This is a genomic window from Blautia massiliensis (ex Durand et al. 2017), assembly GCF_051861785.1.
Lineage (GTDB): Bacteria > Bacillota > Clostridia > Lachnospirales > Lachnospiraceae > Blautia_A > Blautia_A luti_A.
Genome location: NZ_CP146725.1, coordinates 1,517,753 through 1,538,299 on the forward strand (window position 1 = coordinate 1,517,753; position 20,547 = coordinate 1,538,299).

The 20,547-nt window shown below is 37.7% G+C and carries 19 protein-coding genes; 6 read left to right on the forward strand and 13 right to left on the reverse strand.

What is annotated here, in order from left to right:
• Positions 1–9 precede the first annotated feature (9 nt).
• The 5 genes from V9W66_RS07320 to V9W66_RS07340 form a co-directional block, all read right to left on the reverse strand.
• Positions 10–183: a helix-turn-helix domain-containing protein gene (locus V9W66_RS07320; protein WP_144093830.1), complete on the reverse strand. Its 174-nt coding sequence runs from the start codon at positions 181–183 to the stop codon at positions 10–12.
• A gap of 4 nt (positions 184–187) precedes the next feature.
• Positions 188–607 (reverse strand): sigma factor-like helix-turn-helix DNA-binding protein, encoded by a 420-nt coding sequence (locus tag V9W66_RS07325; RefSeq protein WP_022278534.1) that lies wholly within the window; start codon positions 605–607, stop codon positions 188–190.
• Positions 608–833: 226 nt separating this feature from the next.
• Positions 834–2,072 (reverse strand): macrolide efflux MFS transporter Mef(H), encoded by a 1,239-nt coding sequence (gene mef(H), locus V9W66_RS07330; protein WP_070509550.1) that lies wholly within the window; start codon positions 2,070–2,072, stop codon positions 834–836.
• Between the two features lie 106 nt (positions 2,073–2,178).
• Positions 2,179–2,814 carry a TetR/AcrR family transcriptional regulator gene (locus V9W66_RS07335; protein WP_022278536.1) on the reverse strand — a complete coding sequence of 212 codons (636 nt, stop codon included), beginning with the start codon at positions 2,812–2,814 and terminating at the stop codon, positions 2,179–2,181.
• 341 nt (positions 2,815–3,155) lie between these two features.
• A complete protein-coding gene (locus V9W66_RS07340) occupies positions 3,156–3,776 on the reverse strand; it encodes a helix-turn-helix domain-containing protein (RefSeq protein ID WP_010727155.1) in 621 nt (206 codons plus the stop codon).
• 526 nt (positions 3,777–4,302) lie between these two features.
• Here V9W66_RS07340 and V9W66_RS07345 point away from each other — a divergent pair.
• The 6 genes from V9W66_RS07345 (at position 4,303) to V9W66_RS07370 (ending at position 10,812) form a co-directional block, all read left to right on the forward strand.
• A complete protein-coding gene (locus tag V9W66_RS07345; RefSeq protein WP_118013355.1) occupies positions 4,303–5,445 on the forward strand; it encodes an XRE family transcriptional regulator in 1,143 nt (380 codons plus the stop codon).
• Positions 5,438–5,644, forward strand: coding sequence for an excisionase (locus V9W66_RS07350; protein ID WP_002341493.1), 207 nt, complete (start codon positions 5,438–5,440; stop codon positions 5,642–5,644). The genes V9W66_RS07345 and V9W66_RS07350 overlap by 8 nt, the downstream gene beginning before the upstream one ends.
• 78 nt (positions 5,645–5,722) lie before the next feature.
• Positions 5,723–6,916, forward strand: a complete 1,194-nt coding sequence (locus tag V9W66_RS07355; RefSeq protein WP_118013354.1) for a site-specific integrase — start codon at positions 5,723–5,725, stop codon at positions 6,914–6,916.
• 258 nt (positions 6,917–7,174) lie between these two features.
• Entirely contained in the window at positions 7,175–8,074 is a 900-nt protein-coding gene (locus V9W66_RS07360) for a hypothetical protein (RefSeq protein WP_144093831.1), read from the forward strand.
• 389 nt (positions 8,075–8,463) lie between these two features.
• Positions 8,464–10,020, forward strand: a complete 1,557-nt coding sequence (locus V9W66_RS07365) for a transposase (RefSeq protein WP_144093832.1) — start codon at positions 8,464–8,466, stop codon at positions 10,018–10,020.
• A gap of 12 nt (positions 10,021–10,032) precedes the next feature.
• Complete coding sequence (locus V9W66_RS07370; RefSeq protein WP_144093833.1) at positions 10,033–10,812, forward strand: ATP-binding protein; 780 nt, start codon at positions 10,033–10,035, stop codon at positions 10,810–10,812.
• A gap of 159 nt (positions 10,813–10,971) precedes the next feature.
• Here V9W66_RS07370 and V9W66_RS07375 read toward each other — a convergent pair whose 3' ends face one another.
• The 8 genes from V9W66_RS07375 to V9W66_RS07410 all read right to left on the reverse strand — a co-directional run bounded on the left by V9W66_RS07375 (position 10,972) and on the right by V9W66_RS07410 (position 20,546).
• Positions 10,972–12,054 carry a Gfo/Idh/MocA family protein gene (locus V9W66_RS07375; protein WP_021652523.1) on the reverse strand — a complete coding sequence of 361 codons (1,083 nt, stop codon included), beginning with the start codon at positions 12,052–12,054 and terminating at the stop codon, positions 10,972–10,974.
• Between the two features lie 4 nt (positions 12,055–12,058).
• A complete protein-coding gene (locus tag V9W66_RS07380) occupies positions 12,059–12,910 on the reverse strand; it encodes a carbohydrate ABC transporter permease (RefSeq protein WP_021652524.1) in 852 nt (283 codons plus the stop codon).
• 13 nt (positions 12,911–12,923) lie between these two features.
• Entirely contained in the window at positions 12,924–13,805 is an 882-nt protein-coding gene (locus V9W66_RS07385) for a carbohydrate ABC transporter permease (protein ID WP_021652525.1), read from the reverse strand.
• Positions 13,806–13,807: 2 nt separating this feature from the next.
• Complete coding sequence (locus V9W66_RS07390; RefSeq protein WP_044962128.1) at positions 13,808–15,106, reverse strand: ABC transporter substrate-binding protein; 1,299 nt, start codon at positions 15,104–15,106, stop codon at positions 13,808–13,810.
• A 205-nt stretch (positions 15,107–15,311) separates the two neighbouring features.
• On the reverse strand, positions 15,312–16,901 hold the full coding sequence (locus V9W66_RS07395) for a response regulator transcription factor (protein WP_021652527.1): 1,590 nt from the start codon (positions 16,899–16,901) through the stop codon (positions 15,312–15,314).
• Positions 16,902–16,903: 2 nt separating this feature from the next.
• Positions 16,904–18,667 (reverse strand): cache domain-containing sensor histidine kinase, encoded by a 1,764-nt coding sequence (locus tag V9W66_RS07400; protein WP_144093834.1) that lies wholly within the window; start codon positions 18,665–18,667, stop codon positions 16,904–16,906.
• Positions 18,668–18,673: 6 nt separating this feature from the next.
• A complete protein-coding gene (locus V9W66_RS07405) occupies positions 18,674–19,420 on the reverse strand; it encodes an amidohydrolase family protein (RefSeq protein ID WP_021650083.1) in 747 nt (248 codons plus the stop codon).
• A gap of 28 nt (positions 19,421–19,448) precedes the next feature.
• Positions 19,449–20,546, reverse strand: coding sequence for a sugar kinase (locus V9W66_RS07410; RefSeq protein ID WP_144093836.1), 1,098 nt, complete (start codon positions 20,544–20,546; stop codon positions 19,449–19,451).
• Position 20,547 lies beyond the last annotated feature (1 nt).

A 20,547-nucleotide genomic window follows, 5' to 3' on the forward strand; every position in this document is an offset into this window, starting at 1 on the left:
CCGGAATAATCATTCATCAACCTGCATAATGATTTTACCACTTTCAGAGTGGTAAAAAGGACGCAAGCATAATTTAGAAATATAACCGTCATAAAACTTCAAAATCTCTTTAACTGCCATTTCATCTCCGCTTGACGCTTTGCAAATCAATTCAAAAGAGGGATAGCCATAATCTTTACTCATTTCTTTACTTCCTTTCGCTCAAAAGCATTTTTAACTTCCTTAGTCCTCTAGTTCTTCTACTGCAAATAGCAGAACGTGATACATGGTACAGTTCTGAAATTTCTCTGTCGTTCATTCCTTGAAAATAACGTAATAAAATCGCACTACGCTGTTTTTCTGACAGTCTATGTAAAACTGTACCAAGTGTTTCATCAGATACATAAATTGTAAAGTGCAAGACTTTAAATGATACACAATCATAAAAACAGGTATCAATCGTTCCACGTTCAACTTGTTTCGTTTCGGCTATTTCACAAAACAATACTTCACGTTTAGAATGTCTTGCAAGCTGTCTGTTTCGACTTTTCACTTTGTTCTTAATGACAATCAGCATTAAAGAATTGAACTGTAATCTGACGATATGCTCGAAAGAAGATGTCCTCATAATCTCACCCCCTTTCTGCTAATGCTGAAATATATAAACGGAATACCGTTTATACCCTTTAGAAATACAGAAAAATGGTAAGAAAAAAGCCCACACAAAACATATATTTGTGCGAGCCTTAAATACTGCAATATTACTCTTTCTTTTATAACACTATCCTTTTAGCAGATTTCAAATTTTCTTTTATATATTGTTTTTAGCCTAACATACTATTTAACCCCTTGTATTATATCTCTAACTTTTGAAAAATTCTTTTTGAATATATTGAAATCATGATTGAAGCAATAGAAGCTACAAACATAACAACCCATGTTTCTTGTATAAATACATCGAATAAAATACCGTAAACCATTTGTCCAATAGGTTGACCGCACATAGCAACTGCTACCAGCGTAGCCATTATCTTTCCTACTAATTGCGGTGGTGTTTGTGTCTGAACAAGAGTGTAAATTTGAACAACAAACATAGTAGATACACCCATAGCCACAAAGCACATCACTGTAACTACCCAGTAGGAAACTATTGCAGGCAATTCTAAAAATAGCGAAATTCCCATAAGTAAAACAGAAACAGAACAAATAAGTAACAAGGTATAAAGGTTTTTTAGTTTTAACTTTGAAGCAACAAGAGCTGTTAAAATACCACCACATAAACCACCTAATGATAATGCTGATTGTGAAAAACCATATAGTGTATCTGGCATTTTTAAAACTTCAGAAATTAAGATAGGCAGACCAACAATTAAAACAGCACTTAAAACCAAATTGAAAATGCAAACCAAAAAGATTACGGATATAAAAATGGGTTTCTCCTTTTTCAAAAAGGTATAACTATCTTTTAAATCGTTTTTAGCAACTGCAATTACACCTACTTCACGAGGTCTTTTTTGGTGTGGAATATGGATAAAAATTTCCATAATGGCTGAAAAAGTAAAACATATAATACTAACAATTAAAATGGGATTGATACCATAAAATTGAAAAACTACTCCGCTTATAGCTGGTCCGATAAAGTTTGCTAAAGTATTTACTTGATTTATTATAGCATTACCGACGGTAAGTTTATCTGATGATACCAATAGAGGAATACTTGCTTGTACCGCTGGTTGATATGCACCAGAAATACCATAAAGTAACATCAAAGCAACAATAAACAAAGGTATGATAGGAATTTTTCCCAATGACAAATAAAATACTAAAATTATGATTGCTGTTACAAAATCTAGTATGACCATAATGTTTCTTTTATTTGTCCTGTCAGCAATAATACCACCTACCAGCGACAAAATAACCATAGGTAAAAAAGAGCAGGCTGTAACAATACCAAACAAAGCTGATGAACCAGTTTCTTTTAACAAATAGTACGGTAATGCAAATCGTAGGATAGCGTTTCCAAATAAAGAAATTATCTGTCCTATAACAACAAGTATAAAATCACGATTAAAAAGTTTTTTTTCTGCTTGCATAAAATCTCTCCTTTTTATTTAATCAAACAGACCGTCGGTTTATATAATGGTTTAAATAAACTGCTCTTTTATAGAGCAGTCTATCGTATAGGGATAACAAATACAGTTATTTACAAAACTGTATAAATGCAGAAATTGTTTCTTCGTCTAATAATGTGTCTATGCCTATTCCATTTAAAAGGGCATTGAATGTATTGCAACGTTTTTCCATACCCTCTTTATCCGTCATTTCAACTAATGGGTTGAGCCATACATTACTTAATACCATGATAACTTCTGCAATTTCATGTGAATTTTCAATCTCCAAAGACTTATCCTTGATACCTTGTTCTAAAACGGGTTCAACAAATTCAGGTACTACAATTTCATACATTTGTTCTATTTGCATAGCAAGAAAACGAGGATTGTTTAATAGTTGAGGAGAAACTGTCAATAAAACGCTTTGGTTAGAATTGAATACCGCTGTCTTAAATATTTCTCTTAACTTTTCTAAACCGTTTAAACTATCGTTATCTCTAATTTTAGCAAATATTACTGCATTTTCATTTCCAATTCTTTGAAAAATTGCTTTTAAAATATCTTCCTTTGAATCGAAATGATGATAAATAGCACCTTTAGAAAGTTTTGTTTCATTGATAATATCTTGCAATGATGTGTTATCATATCCTTTTTCACAAAACATTTTTGTAGAAACATCTAAAATGAGTTTTACTGTTTCTTCTGGATATTTATTTCGTGCCATAACTTACCTCCAATACAAACCGTTGGTCTGATTAAAGTATATCTTAGTATTTTATGCTTGTCAATATAAAGACTTGCAATTTTATAAAAATGCAGAATGCAAGCCTTTTTCATTTATTCTACAATCTTCCAGTTGCTTTCCTTATGCGGTGTCAATTCATACTGTGATACCTGCGTTGCCTTTGCCTGATTTACCACAAATCAGATTTTATCCCTTTCTTCCTCTTGATTGCCCACAACAGAAAAGAAAAAGCCCTGTCAAGAGCTTTGCCACCATTGGTGGTGCTTTGCACTCTTGATCGGGCTTTTTGTTTGCTGTATCTTCTCGCAAGAGGAAAAAAGTTACTCGTCCTCATCATCAAAATTGTTATTCCTTAATACTTCTCGTAACAGTTCCATATCTTCTTTTGAGTTCGGGTTTATCATTTTCACGACTTGATAAGGTGTCTTATACTTATGTCCCTCTATGCTTTCCCCAAACATATCCATACTGTATAAATCATCATAGCGGTCTAATAATTTTTGAAACTTCAAATGCTGGATAAATTCTTTGATTGGGTAAAGGTCGGACGCTTCAATGCTTTTCCCGTTGATATAGTCTGTAATATATTCCCGTAACTTTTCTAACTCATATTCCAGCCATTCTTCCTCGCTGTCAAAGAAGTTATCATAGTGTCCATGTTTCAGTTCTGCATTTAGACGTTCTTCGGCTCTTAAAAACTGACAGACTTCCTTTTCAGATTGATTGACATACTTCCATTCTCCCGACAACAATTCATTGGGCGTAACGTCCAGCACTTCCATTATCTTTTCCAGCGTTTCATAGGCAGGATAGTTCAACCCTCTTTCAATCTTGGAAAGGCTCTGCATATTGATACCGATTTTGTCCGCAAGTTCCTGTTGTTTCATTCCCCTAAATTTTCTTATGGTCTGTATATTATTTCCTAAATGGCTTATTTTCATTGCATAACCCTCCATATCTCGTTATATCTTCGCTATTATAAGTCTATCATGCTTAATATGATTTGTAAAGGCAAAAAAAGATATTGACAAATAAGCATATAAGAATTACTATGTTCTTGTAGTCGAATAAGCACAATAGAATGAAATATAAAAACATTCAAAAAGAAATACCTATCTGATTAAATCCGTAGATATGAATATCGGTTGAAATGGAACTTGTTAGAAAAGGCAAAACAGAACTTGCTGACAAAGTATTTCTGACACGGTGGCGGAAGCCTCTCAGGCTTACCGCCATGACACCTTGTGTCAAGGGGAAGAAATGCTTTGTCGGCTGGCGAGCCTGCGAGCCTTGTCTGTGCCCCCGTTATCTAACAGGGGGGCACTATTTCACAAAAGACAAGTCAAAAACCATACAACCCCAAAGCTGTAAGGAGTAATGAGGAGTTTTAAGAAGATAGTAACTTCACATTCTTTTGAATGGTGGTTTACAGGTATTTCAAGGCTATTGTGGGATTGGAGGAATACAATGAACAATTTAGAATTTGCACTTGAAATGAAGAACAAACGTCTTGCAAGCGGTCTTTCACAAGAAGAACTTGCAAGTCTTACCCATGTATCAAGATATAGTATCAACCGCTTTGAGAACGGAAAAGCCAACGCCAGTAAGGAAACACAAAATATTATCCTGCGTTGTCTGAATTACTATATCTGCGATAAGCCTTTTTATCTGCTCGTTGATTATCTGTCTGTCCGTTTTCCAACGACTGACGCATTGGAAATTATCCGAAAGGTGCTTGGCATGAAAGCAGATTATTTTATCCATTATGACTATGGATATTATGGCTATAAAGAGCATTACGCCTACGGGGAAATCAAGGTTATGGCTTCTGATGATGAACACATGGGCGTATTCTTGGAATTAAAAGGAGCAGGCTCACGCAACATGGAATATGTTTTACAGGCACAGAACAGAGATTGGTATTCATTCTTAAACCGCTGTCTTGACTGTGGCGGTGTTATCCGACGTTTTGACTTGGCAATCAATGATATGTGCGGTCTGCTGGATATTCCCGTTTTGTCTGAAAAATACAAAAATGGCGGTGCGGAATGTCGCTGTAAAAACTATGAAAATGTGCAAGGTGGAAAACTAAGCGGAAAAAACCGTAATTTAGCAAGTACCCTTTATATCGGCTCAAAGGCAAGCACAAAATATTTCTGCCTGTATGAAAAACAAAAGGAACAGGCAACCAAAAAGAAACATACGGATATTATCAACCGTTTTGAAATTCGTCTGCGTGATAAAAAGGCAGTACAGGCAGTTGAGGAATTGTTATTGACATATAACCCTCATGGGTTGGTGTTTTACCTTATTACTGATTTTGTGCAATTTCCCGATTATCCGCTGTGGGAGATATTCATTTCCCATGACAGTTTACCTTTTGAAATGAACCCTGTACCTGTCAATATGGAACGCACTCTGCAATGGCTGGAAAGACAGGTCATGCCGTCAATCGTGATGATAGAGGAAATCGACAGGCTGACAGGCTCAAACTACATGAAAATGATTGATGAATGTACCCGCCTTTCCGAAAAACAGGAAATGCTTGTAGAACAGATGTGTACGGATATAGCAGATGTAATCGAAAGTGAGGGGGTGTTTTATGAGTAATGCACAGGATATTCCCGTATGGGAAAAATATACCCTTACCATTGAAGAAGCGTCAAAGTATTTCCGTATCGGAGAAAACAAGTTAAGACGCTTGGCAGAGGAAAACAAGGACGCTGGCTGGCTCATTATGAATGGCAACCGCATACAGATTAAACGCCGACAGTTTGAACAGGTTATTGACAAATTGGACGCAATCTAATGCAAATGAGCCTTGTATGTGTTATGATGAACACAAGTCATATCAAGGCTCTTTCCAACAAGGAAAGGAGCAGACACCATGAAAGAAAAAAGACGGGATAGTAAAGGACGTATCCTGCATACTGGAGAGAGCCAACGAACAGACGGAAAATACTTATATAAATATGTGGACGCATTTGGAAACACAAAATATGTGTATGCTTGGAGATTGACACCCCCAGACCCGACACCAAAGGGAAAACGGGAAAAACCCTCACTTCGAGAACTGGAACAGCAGATAAGACGGGATATTGAGGACGGTATCGACAGCACAGGCAAGAAAATGACGCTTTGCCAACTCTATGCCAAACAGAACGCACAGAGGGCAAATGTGAAGAAAAGCACAATGAAACAACGGGAACAACTCATGCGGTTATTGAAAGAGGATAAGTTAGGTGCTAGGAGCATTGATACAATCAAGCCCTCTGACGCTAAGGAATGGGCGTTACGCATGAAAGACAAAGGCTTTTCCTACAATACCATTAACAACCATAAACGCTCGTTAAAAGCGTCATTCTATATCGCCATACAAGACGATTGCGTAAGGAAGAACCCTTTTGATTTCAAGTTAAATGAAGTCCTAGAAAATGATACCAAAGAGAAAGTCGCATTGACAGAGGAACAGGAACAAGCCTTATTGTCATTTATTAAGACGGACAATGTGTATCACAAGCATTATGATGATGTGCTGATACTGTTAAAAACAGGACTTCGTATCTCGGAACTGTGCGGACTGACAGTAGCCGATATTGATTTCAAGAATGAAGTTGTGATTATCGACCACCAGTTACTAAAGAGCAAGGAACAAGGCTATTATATTGAAACGCCTAAGACGAAAAGCGGAATAAGGCAAGTACCATTAAGCAGAGAAACGATACAGGCATTTCAACGGGTTATGAAGAAACGCTCAAAGGCAGAACCATTTGTGATAGACGGACGGGGCAATTTCCTATTTGTCAATCATAAGGGCAAGCCAAAAGTTGCGATTGATTACAACGCCTTATTTGTCCGTATGGTAAAGAAATACAACAAGCACCACAAAGACAATACCTTGCCACATATCACACCGCATACGCTACGCCATACGTTCTGCACAAGACTGGCAAGCAAGAACATGAACCCAAAAGATTTACAGTATATCATGGGACATTCAAATATCAGTATCACAATGAACTGGTACGCTCATGCGTCCATAGATACCGCAAAATCAGAGGTTCAGCGTCTAATCGCATAGAAGTATTTACCACGATTTTAACCACGCTTGATAGCGAAAATATAAGAAGATAGACCTAGATATGTGAGGTTTACCACAAAAGCAAAATGCCCGTAGAGCCTATAAAATAAGGCTTTGCAGACATTTAAGGAGATATAAAAAGATAGTCAAAAAGACATATATAATTTAGCATAAAAACAAAATACCTTAAAGAGAAAAATATATAACCAAATTTCCAATAAATACGCAAAAATGAATAAATACTAATGGAGACCAACTATGATAAATAATTTTATATATGACGATATTTCTAATGCGATATTAAATACGAATACAGCTCTTAACGAGATTACCTCATCTATCACTAGTGCTACAGCAAAACCATATTTTATTTATGCTTACTCTTTATTTGAAAGTACCATTACAGAAATTATCAGATATTATATAAAGGCTTTTCCGTATAAGATTGACAAGACCATTTCTGTTAATAAGGATCTATTTCTTACATCCCCAAGAGCAAGTGATATAATTGATGCCATAATAGATCAAAACATACGAAAATACTCAAGTCGATCCCTTTATGCGTATATACAATTTTTTATATCCATACAAGATTTAGATTTATCTCTAAATGAAAATAAAATCAAGGATATATCTGATTTACGTAATTCTATTGTTCATGATAATATAAAAAACTCATTAATATACAAGCATACAAACAACACAAAAAACTATAATGAAAATCCACCCATATCATTATACAAAAACCACATTTGCTATTTTATTGAAATTCTTGATTTATACAACACATGCATGGAAGAAAAATACTATGAATATACTCTTGATAAGTTAGCTCGCACAATTTGGGAATATACTTTTTCAACACCAATACTTCCTTTTGATGCCGTTTGGGAATATCATTCTGAAGGTTATTTAACAATTAAGGATATTGACGATTTAAAATCAAGAGCAACTTCTCTATCCAAAAGTGAGCATTTATTCCTTGCAATTTTTCTTCAGCAATATAATAACGATTTAAATAATTATATTCATGACTTCAATAAAATACCTTCACTTGTAGGCATAGATACATATAACAAAGCAAAGCTTGTAGAACTTATTGATTTCTTTGATTCTTTTCCTTTACTTTTCAATGGTGAAAGAATTAAACCAGCATAATAAAAAACTGCAAGCATTTTGCAAGCACAGAAAACGGGAAGCCGCATAAATACTGGCTTCCCGCTGTTTTCACATCATTCAAACTCCAGACAGACAGTACGGAGTATAAAGCAAAATCGTTGATTTTAAGCCATTTTTAGGCAATATAAGTAACTATAAAACCATATAAAAATATTAAAAAATGCAATTTTAATGCAATGAGGTGCAATTAAAATTATCTGATTTGTACCTAATTGCAAATTCCGGCTCATCTGACCACGCATTCCGCTAAGAGCTGATCAGTCTTTCCGGATGTAACTGAACGCGTTTCCGCTTCAGCTGATCAATTAGTTTTCAACGTGTTATAGTTCTTTCGTAGTCATCAAATGATTGCGAAAGGAGGCATAACTATGCAAGACTACAACACGATTATCGGCTCCATCCAGATGCGTTTGAATGGATGCCAGACCAGGTCCGTTATGGACCGTTACAAGATTGGCTCAGGTACATTAAATCTGATCATGAGCCGATACCATGCCAACGGAATCCCAATCGAGGAACTCCGAATGATGGCACCTAAGGAAGTTGAGAACCTTTTCTATCCGCAGAAAAATCTACAGAGGAAAGATGTCCCACTTCCAGATTTCCAGTATTACTATGACAGAATCCATGCACCAGGGAGTCGCATGAACATTTCGTTCTGTTGGCTAGATTATAAAGAAAAGAATCCTGATGGTTATGAGAAGTCACAGTTTTACGAATACTTCAACCGATTCATAGCAGAAAACTATGGTGGCCAGAAGGTATCAATGGCCGTAAACCGAATCCCGGGTGAAAAGATGTATATCGACTGGGTCGGTGATCAGCCGGAACTGTTAACAGATACCGAAACGGGCGAGATCAAAAAAGTCCATATCTTTGCGACCACTCTTGGAGTCAGCAGTCTGATCTATGCAGAAGCTTTTCCAAATGAGAAACTCCCATGTTTTATAGAAGGCTGTGCCCATGCTGTTTCATTTTATGGTGCTGTTACGAAATACTTTGTGCCCGATAACCTGCGAACTGCTGTAACCAAGCACACAAAGGATGAACTTATCCTGCAGTCTACATTTGCAGATCTGGAAGATTTCTATGAAACTATAGTTCTTCCACCACCCGCTAGAAAGCCGAAAGGCAAGCCTACAGTTGAAAATCATGTACGTTATCTTGAAATACACCTGGTTGAGAAACTGAAAGAAAAGATGTATGTATCATTTGAAGACCTGAATGCTGAAATCAAAAAAATAGTAGCAGTCCTCAATAAACGATCTTTTCAAGGCAAGGATTTCTCAAGACAGGATGCTTTCGAAAAGTATGACAAACCATGTATGAAACCACTGCCAGGCGGATGTTACACGGCTTGCGACTATAAAGCGTTCCTAAAAGTTCCCAACAACTACCACATCGAGTATGACGGCCACTACTACTCCGTATTGTACTCTTACTGTGGCAAGCCTGCAATCCTGAAGGCAACAGCTTCAGAGATCAGAATCTGTGATCAGTATAATCGGCTGATCTGTACACATAAGCGGTCTTATAGAGAGTTTCCGCTGTATATCACGGTAGATGAACATATGCCGCCAGAACACCTTTATTACAAAGAAGTCAATTCAAAGGATGGTAATTATTACCGCCGCTGGGCTTCTGCCATTGGTCCTGCGATGTCAGAACTGATTGACAGGCTCCTTAAATCATCAAAACATGAAGAGCAGTCCTATAATGCCTGTGCAGGTATCCTGCATAAAGTAAAAACAATCCCGAAAGGTGCTGCTGAAGAAGTTGCCCGTAAATGTATAGAGATCAATTCCTGTAAGTATTTTACCTTCAAGCAGATGCTGAAAAAGATAGATGTGAAGGAACTCCCCGAGCATTCACCAGGAACACTGCCCAATCATGAAAATATCAGAGGAAAGGACTACTATAAGTAAGGGTGACGTACTATGGCATACAGATTAAAAGACTATCTTTATAACGATAAACTCACAAAGGAACAGAACATACTCATGGATCGGCTGTATAAACTTCGCATGTCCGGTATGGCTGAAGCATTTGAAAAGCAGCTGCTGGAACCAAACACAGGTCTCGAACCATTTGAAGTCCGCTTTGCTGCTATTGTAAATCAGGAGTGGGATCAGCGTGAGAGTAAAAAGTTTAAACGCCTCATGAAGAAAGCGACCCTGAAATATCCTGCAGCTGATCTTGACAGTTCAATCTATGATCCAGAACGTCAGCTGAATACACACGTCATAGAACTTCTGGCCAAGTGTGATTGGATCGATGAGCCGAATAACCTGCTGATGACCGGAGGGGCCGGTGCTGGGAAAACGCACATCGCCTGCGCCTTATGTATCACAGCAATGCATCAGAACCGTACTGTTAAATACATACGTGCAAACACACTCTTAAAGGAATCAGATCATGCCGGGCAGGAAGGTACTTACTTTGAGTATTCGAATGAAATGGCAGCTTATGATCTCATGGTGATAGATGATTTCGGCTTAATGGATCTGGACATCGAGAAATGCCGTGATTTATTTGAAATCATCGAGTCCAGAGACTGCCGCAAGGCAACTATTATTATCTCACAGATTCCAGTATCCGGATGGTATCAGCTTTTTGGGGATTCCACCTACGCAGATGCCTGCTTAAGTCGAATGACATCTAAGTCATATCGCCTTGAATTTCCTGGCAGGGATCGCAGAATAACCAATAGTAATTAATCAACCTGCTGAGCTTTGCTCAGTTTGAAGCGGAATGGCGCTCCGTTCCTCTGGAACGGATGCGCAGTTCTTGCGGAATATGCACTTGTCGGGCGCATCCATCGAAAAACTGAATATCTTTGTAGCATAATCTAAAAATTGTTGTAACTGTTACTACTATTAAAACCACACGGTCTCATTTTTAGCCGCTGATTCATAAATTGCATCCAATACCTGTGTCACAACCAATGACTGTTCTGGTCGTACAAGTGGATCCCTGTCTTCCAAAATGGCAGTCAACCACTCCTTAGCCTCCAGATACGGCGCATCATACCGTGTTCCAAAAAAGTCATGTGGCTCTCCCGGTGTAAGCACTTCTTCTGTCAGCCGACCGTATTTTCCACGATTATAAATCACTTCTTTTTGATTTCTAAGTTCCGCTCCTGCTTTCGTTCCACAAAGTGTAACCTCTGCTTCACGCGCTTCCAGTATATTTAAAGCCCAACTGGATTCCAGAACAACCAGTGCTCCACTTTTCATTTTTATGTAACCAATCGCAGAATCTTCTACATCATATTTTGATGTATCCCATGCTCCCCATAAGTTCCCATCTGTGGCCTGTGGCAGTTTTCCCAGTTTTTTAAATACTGTCCCGGTCACAGATTCCACATCATAGTTGTCCATCAACCACAACGCAAGATCAAGCGAATGTGTTCCGATATCAATTAACGGTCCACCACCCTGCTGACTTCCCTGTATAAAACTTCCCCAGGTCGGAACTCCCCTTCTGCGAATTGCATATGCTTTCGCATAGTATATCTCACCCAAATCACCATTCTGGCACGCGCTGCGGAGATGACGGACATCCGCACGATAACGATTCTGGTATCCGATAGAAAATTTTTTACCAGACTCTTTCCAGGCGGTCATCATTTTTTCCGCCTCTGCAGTATTAATTGCCATCGGCTTTTCACACATCACATGCTTTCCCGCATGAAAAGCGTCTACTGCAATTGGGCTATGGCTAATGTTTGGCGTTAAGACATATACAACATCCACATTCGGATTCGCCAGCAGCTCATTATAATTCTGGCAAACCTGTGCATTTTCTACTCCATACTCCTGTGCCGCCTTTTTTGCTCTGTCAAGTATGCCATCACAAAATGCTACTACTTCACACAAATCACCATTTGATTTTAATGCTGATAAATGCTTTCCTGTCGCGATTCCTCCACATCCAATAATTCCTATTCTTAATTTCATGTTCTCATCCTTTCACTGCGCCCATAATAAGCGCATTTTGTACCTGTCTGTTCAGCAACAAATAAATAATCAGAACAGGTGCTGTTGCTACTACCATTCCTGCACCAATTGGCCCCCATTCCGTATAAAACATTCCTGAAAGACTCTGTAATCCGATCGTCAATGTCTTCCACTTGGGTTCACTTATAAACGTCATTGCGAACATCAGCTCATTCCATGATGATAAGAATGTAAATAACGCAATTGCCGCTACCGTTGGCTTTACAAGCGGAAACATAATTTTCCAAAATAACTGATATATATTGCATCCATCTATACAGGCTGATTCTTCCATCTCTATAGGAAGAGACGCATAGGCATTTGTCAAAATCAAAATTCCTGTCGGTAATGCAAATACAATATACGGGATCAAAATTGACAGAGGATTATTAATGATATGCATCTTTCGGAAAAGTAAAAACAACGGCAGAAGTGTTGCATGAAGCGGGATTGTCATTCCTGAAATAAAAATCCAGTAAACTATTTTCTTTAATTTCCATCTCATTCTGCTTAGTGCATATGCCGATGTTGCAATTAAAATACACGCAACAATAACAACAGCCATAGACACCCAAACGCTGTTAAAAAGATAGCGAAAAACATTTCCACCCATTAACGCATTTTTATAATTTTCAACTTTCCATACAAGCGGAGGCCCGGCAATATTTCCTCCAAAAATTTCTTCATTGCTTTTGAAGGAAAAGAAAACAAGCCATATAAGCGGATAAATCTGCACAGCGGCCCAAAAAACCAAAAAAGCCGTAATGATAAGCCGTATTAAAAGATTTCCTTTTCTTGAATGAAGTTTGGCATACATCTTCTTTCCCTCCTCAAGCCGATTCCTCTTTCACGAGAAATACTTTCTGTAAAATAACTGCCATAACAATACATTCAACAACGATAAATATAGAAATAGCACTTCCATAGCCATATTTATTAAGATTGAATATACTGCTAAACATTAAGGAGCTTGGAACTTCTGTCATATGAGCCGGTCCACCATTTGTTAATACATAAATCATGTCAAACGCCTTTAAAGATCCAATTACCACAAAAATCGCACATGTTCTGAGCATTGGTTTCACTAATGGAATCGTAATATACCGCGCTGCCTTAACTCCACTTGCTCCATCCAATTTTGCTGCTTCCAATATATCTTTTGATATAGAATTAATAGATGTATAAAGCAGCAACATATGGTATCCGACATTCTGCCATATAATTGGAACAAAAGCGCTAAATAAAGCTGTATTTACATCACCTAACCAGCTTCTTTGTAAGCTTTCCAGTCCCAATACTCCCAACAGAGTATTCAGTACTCCATAATTCGGGTTATAAATTTTCAACCACAGCTGTCCAATTACAACCGAAGATAATGTCATCGGGATAAAAAACACTGTCCTGTAAAATCCTTCTCCCTTAATGCCGCTGGTGAGCAGCAACGCCAGCAAAAGCGCCAGCGGCAGCTGCGTAACCAGTGTCACAAATCCGAGTAGCAGTGAATTAACAGCGGATCTTAAAAACACCTTATCCTGAAACATTTTCGCGTAATTGGAAAACCCAACAAAGATTCCTTCTCCAAATCCATTCCAGTCAAGCAAACTATACCGGAAAGACATAATAATCGAATAAAAGATAATGCCACCGAACAGAATGAGGGAAGGTGCCACAAATGCAGCAATCGCTGTTTTATTTCCCAATATCTTATTCATACTTACCTCGTAGCTGCCATAGCTTCAACATAATCATCTGCTGTCATCTGCTGTGCATAAATTCCCTGCAGTGACGTAGAATGAACATCTGCTGTTTCCGGATCCAGCAATGTATCCCATGCAAGGCAGAACCCATCTGCACCCTGCATCAAATCCAGTAATGTCTGCTGAAATGGTTTCAATTCCATATCGCCACTATATTTCCATGTCGGAAGGATCGCTCCTTCTTCATATGCGTAATTGGAAAAATGCTCACTCATAAATGTCATAAATTCAACTGCTTCTTTTTTATGAGCGCTCGTCGCTGATGCTACAAGCGTTGCACTTGCGCCTCCGACAAATGAATTCTGGTCTCCGTCTGCACCAGAAACTGCCGGCCAGTTTACCATGGTTAATTTGCCCTCAAGCGGAGATCCTTCTTCGCAAAGTAAATCTACCTTCCAGTTTCCGCTATACCACATAGCCGCTCTTCCCTGACGGAATTCCTCTGTTGCCTCATCATCTGTAAGAGCAACACTATCCGAAGCAAATACACCTTCATCAACCATCTTCTGAAGTTCTTCCGCAGTTTTCTGCACAAATTCCTGATCAAAGTTTCCTTCGCCATTCAACATCGTTATTGTTTTTTCTACACCGCCATATCGAAGTGCCAATGCACCAAATGGAAACAGTCCCGGCCACTTATCTTTTTCCCCCATCGCAATTGGCGTAATTCCATTTTCATTAAAGGTGGCGGACACGGCATATAAATCATCCATTGTTTTTGGTATTTCAAGACCATATTCATCAAACAGAGACTGATTGCACATCAGCACTCCTATGAAGCTATCCAATGGAAGGCCGTACAATGAGCCATCATAATAAAAGTTGTTACAAATATCCGGCATCATAGCATCCAGATCAATCGTTCCATCTTCCACGTACGGATCAAGATTTTCTACCATTCCTGCTTCTACAAATGGCTTTGTAAAGCCACCTCCCCAAGCATAAAATACATCTGGAACTGCACCTGCTGCAAGCTGCGTCTTCAGCTTAGTTTTATATGCATCATTGTCTGCAGTGTCTTCTACAATCGTAATATTGGGATGAGATTCCTTATATTCATCCAATGCCTTATACCATCCTCTGCACTGCCCATCTGTCTGATCCACGAAGATATGGGACACGTTTAATGTGATCTGCTCTGCATCCTCTGCAAAAGCCGTGGTTGTAAATGCTCCTGCAACCATTCCCGTACATGCCAATACTGTTGCAGCCTTTTTTAAATGCTTTTTCATTTGCCTTTTGTTATTATTCTTCACATGAATAATAACTTCTCCTTTCCTTTGTTTTTGATGGTTTTATTATAACAAAAGCTTATCTCTTCCAATCTCACACTTTTTACATTTTTCAACACTTATTTTACTTGTTAGCTGTTTTTGATATTTTTTTGCTTTATATTCTATGTTTATTAGTTGTTTTTCCTTTTATTTTTTCCATTTTTCCATTTCCTGTATCTGTTTTGCACTATTTTTCGTATTGTTTTCTGTACTCAGCTGGCGTTACGCCCACTTTCTTTTTAAATAAAATCCCAAAATAATTTGCATTATAAATTCCCACTTTTTCGCCCACTTCGTAAATCTTAAAGTTCCCATATTGCAAAAGCTGCTTTGCTTTATCAATACGTTGTTCTGTCAAATACTCTACAAATGAGCTTTTTACCTTCTCTTTAAAAAAACGGCTTAAATAGCTGCTATTCATATAATATGCCTTTGCCAATGCGCCTAATGAAAAATCCGGGTCATCTAAGTTTTCTTTTATGTATTGTTTCATAGAATAAATGAGTTTGTAACTGTCTGCCGCTGTCTCCCTCCCCCTTAACATCTCCTGCAGTGCCTGACATCCTATTAAAAATGCATTTTTTAACTCAAGTATATTCTCCGCATGTTTTACATTTTCATAAAAATTCATATATTGCATTGCAACTGCATCAATGCAACGATCTCCAAATGAAGTGTAAAAATAAAAATAGATATTCAATAATTGCACCTGCAACAGTTCCATATCATCTAACGTAACATCTTTCCATTTCAGAAAATAACTATCAATTACTTTTTCTACTTCTTCTAAATCCTCTGCCTCAACACAATATTGCAGCCTTTTCAACTCGTTGAGATCCCATAACTGCTTAGTTTCTTTTTTTTGCTGTTTCCATCTCCATATATCTTCTGGTTTATTTTCTCCATTAACCAATTCGATATTTAATTGATTAACCGCCTCTATATAGCCCTCATGAATACTCTTTTCCTGATTATATATAACCTCTGTCCCGTAATACAACGGACACTCAAATTCCTTTTTCCATTCCTCTTGCAGCTGCTTTAATATTGTCTCAGGCATGATATCTTTTTCAGGATCAAGAATAATCAACCTATTAGCCGTTCCATGAACCCAAACCATTTTTTTTAATTTTTCTTTACAATAATTGACAATCCACATCTCACAATCTAAAAGTTCTTCATTCCCAGTCCTTTTGGCAATCAGGTTTGTTTTCCATTGAAAAACAACTATCCATACCATTGGGCTTGTTTCCAAAGCCAATTCCTCCATCAACTGGCTATTCACAATTTTTTCCGGCACATCTGATTCCAGAAGCTTTGTCAAATAATAATTTTTAACGATTTCCTCTGCTTCTCTTTTAAATATCGAAAGAGTTTCTATTTCATTTCTCTTTCTGTTTTCTTCCAGAATTTTTTTCTTGATCTTAACAATACATTCTGTAAGTTCTTCCTCATTGATCGGCTTTAAAATATAGCCGTCCAACCCTATGCAAATTCCCCTTTTCGCATATTCGAAATTATCATAGCCGGTAATTGCGATCACTTTTGTGTCTGGATTTCTACCTTTTATTTTTTCTGCAAAAGTCAGACCATCTATATCTGGCATACAGATATCCGTCAAAATGATATCCGGCTTTAAAGACTCAAGCTGCCGCATTGCCAGCTCTGCTGATGCCATTTCTCCTACGACTTCAATATCTAATGCTTTCCAATCGATTATATTTCTGATTAATTGTCTAAGTAAATATTCATCATCTACAATAATCAGCCTTAGCATATTCAACACTCCTCCACTTCAATTTTCATTATAATTGTAGTACCACCATTTTCTTCCGACTCAATACTCCACCAAATTCGATCACCATAACAATACTGAAGTCGATGAAGCGTTGCAAATAATCCGAAAGATTTGCCATTTCTTCCCTCTTCTCCTGAAATAGCTTTTTTCAGAGCTTCTTTAGACATTCCGCGTCCATTATCCATTAATGTGATTTTAAGACTCTTTTCTCCTGTCCGGACTATATCAAGATTAATAATCCCTTCTGTCGTAAACCCATGTATGCCATGATTAATTGCGTTTTCCACCAACGGCTGTAAAGCAAATTTCAAAATTTTCCACTGCATAATTTCCGGATCAACCGAGTATATGTATTCAAACTCTCCACCAAAACGCATTTGTTGAATATCAATATAGCTTTTTAACATCACCAGGTTTTTCTCTATTGTTATAAAATCATCTCCTTTGCTGAGATTAATTTTATAAAATCTGGAGAGCGCATCTATCATTGCATATGCATCATCATATCGTTTCAAAACAAACAACGCTTTTATGGAGTCAAATGTATTATATAAAAAATGAGGATTTATCTGTGCAGTAAGCACTTTTAAATCTGCTTTTCCCTTTAATCGTTCTGCCTCCTTTGTTTTTTCCAGCAATTCATTGATTTTTTTTACCATTTCATTGTAAACATGTATTAGTTCCTGTATTTCGTAATGAGCAGAATTCATTTTCACTGGCTGAAATACACCGTTTTGCAGACAGCGCATCGCAATCATCAGCTCCTTTATCGGTCGTGTATATAGTTTAGAAATCATAACAATGCAAACCAGGGTGAGCATAGCCTGTAAAATAATCAATGCAATATCCACTAAACTTTTCTCTCGATTTCTTTGATAGGCATCCTCTACCGAAATAGCATCCATATAATATCCTTCCTCCGATTTCAAAATACAAAACATATATTTTTCATCGAACATATTCCGAAGCACCATTGTTTTTTCATTCTGAATCATGTCTTTTCCGATTTTCTGCATTTCGTCCATATACACATTATCAGAGATCACAATTACAGATTCCTCATTATTCAAAAGACAAAATACCCTTTCATATTTGTCCGCATTATCCGCCACTAAAAAATCCTTTAATACATCGGAAGAGACCGTCATAATCATATAACCGATTTTTTTAAAATTAGTCGTACTTCTTACTGCTCTTCTGAAACTAATCTCCGGCATATCACCTTTTCTGTAAAAATCATCGCTCGAAAAATCAACATGATATTCCCCATATTCCTCTTCATCATACCATTCATAATCTTTAATACAACGATATCGTGGATAATGCAGCTCCTGCCTATCTGCTGAGGCTACCAGTCCATTATTACTATACAAATAAATAGATTCTATCTGCTTTACATTTACAACCAGTTCCCACAGATAATTATTAACATTGTCCTGCAATGAAAAATCAACCTGCCCACTCGAATTTTTATCCAGTAACTCCTGAACTCCTGCATTGGAAAAACAAATTCTTGAATAACCATCCAAAGTGTCTACTAAATTTTCCATCATCCTATCTATACTATCCAAATATGTCAAAGACGCATTTTCAAGTTTTTGATACACGAAAAATGAATTATAATATCTGTTTACGCCAAGAAAGACCGTGAGGATTAAAACAATCGACACGGTCATAACAATTGACATTTTGCTGGAAATACTTACTCTGCTTACTTTCTCTTTCATTAATTTACGTATATTCATATCCCTCTATAACGTGATTTTATACACACTTTCTGCTGTTTTATATAACACTTGTTCCATTTCTTTTTCTGGCACAACGGTTTTTATTGTTTCATATTGCACAGTAACATTGTTTACGTGGTCTGAAGAAAACATTATCTTCCCTGCCCCCAGTTCCTTATAAATCATGCCCATATCTGCAACACCGGTCCAAGTCGGTTCAAGATACACATTTTCACAAATCTGCGCCAAAATAACCGCTTCTCTGGCCATCACTCCCATTCCCGCATGTGCCACTACAATTTTTAATTCAGGATACTCTTTTGCAGCTTTCAAAATATGCATCGGACTTGAAAATGGTATTCCTGATCCGGTATGAACCATCATCGGCACACCCAACTCAGCTGCCACAGAAAAAGCATACATGCCATCCTCTGATTCAGGATCACAGGCGTGACCAATTGGTGTTAATTTCAATCCTACAAAACCAAGCTCTTTTACGCACCGAATAGCTTCTTCTCTATATTCTTCCTGTGTAAAATGCGGATAAATAGATGCCATCCCCCAGATTTTCATTTTATCACACTTCGAAAATTCAAAAATTCTATCATGGATTTCTTTATTTGCCTTTAATGAAAAACGTGGTAACGATGGCTGTACAATTGCTCCCTGTACGATCGTATCCTTATAGCCATCCAGTAAATTTTCCTCTGTAATTACATGTCCAAACACAACATCTTTGCCCAAATGAGCATGTACATCCAGTGCTCTCATATTTTTACCCTTGCTCCTTCCTGTCATTTTATCGCTTCACTCGTGCGCCAGCCCCCCGCATAACCGCCTCAACCTCTTTTCGGTTTGCCATACTCGTATCTCCAGGTGTTGTCATTGCAAGCGCTCCATGTGCCACTCCTAATTCAAGTGCTGTTTCCGGATCTCCTGTCGTCAACATCCCATAAATCAGACCAGATGCAAAAGAATCTCCACCGCCTACGCGATCTAAAATCTCAAGATTCTCATACCTTTTTGAATTATAAATTCGACCTTCTGCCCAGCAAATAGCACCCCAATCATTCACAGTGGCCGTCTTTACCTCTCTAAGCGTCGTTGCCACCATTTTCAGATTTGGATATTTCTCTACTACATTATTAATCATGCGCTCGTATCCTTCAAGATTTAATTTCTTTAATTCATTATCATTACCATCTACATCAAATCCCAAACACGCAGTAAAATCTTCTTCATTTCCAATCATTACATCTACATATTTTGCCACTTCTTTATTTACTTCCTGCGCTTTCTCAATACCACCAATTGCAGACCACATAGATGGGCGATAATTTAAATCATACGAAACAATTGTACCATATTTTTTGGCAATTTTTATTGCATCCACTACCGTTTCACATGATTTTTCTGAAAGTGCTGCATAAATTCCTCCTGTATGAAACCAGCGTACACCAAGCTTTCCAAAAATATATTCAAAATCAAAATCTGCCGAAGTTGCCTTGGAAATTGCAGTATTCGCACGATCCGAGCATCCTAACGCTCCGCGGATTCCAAATCCTCGTTCTGTAAAATTCAGGCCATTTCTGCATACCCGTCCTATTCCATCAGTATCTGCCCACTTAATCAATGATGTATCTACTTTTCCCTGACAGATCAGATCTTCTAACAACATTCCCACTTCATTTTTGGCAAATGCAGAAATAGCTGCTGTATCTAACCCAAAGCACTTACTCAGGCCTCGAATCACATTATATTCTCCGCCGCCTTCCCAAACTCGAAATGAACGCGCAGTGCGAATTCTTCCTTCACCCGGATCCAGTCGCAGCATTACTTCGCCAAGTGAAACTGCATCATATTTACATTCACACGATTCCTTTAGATGTAAATCCATT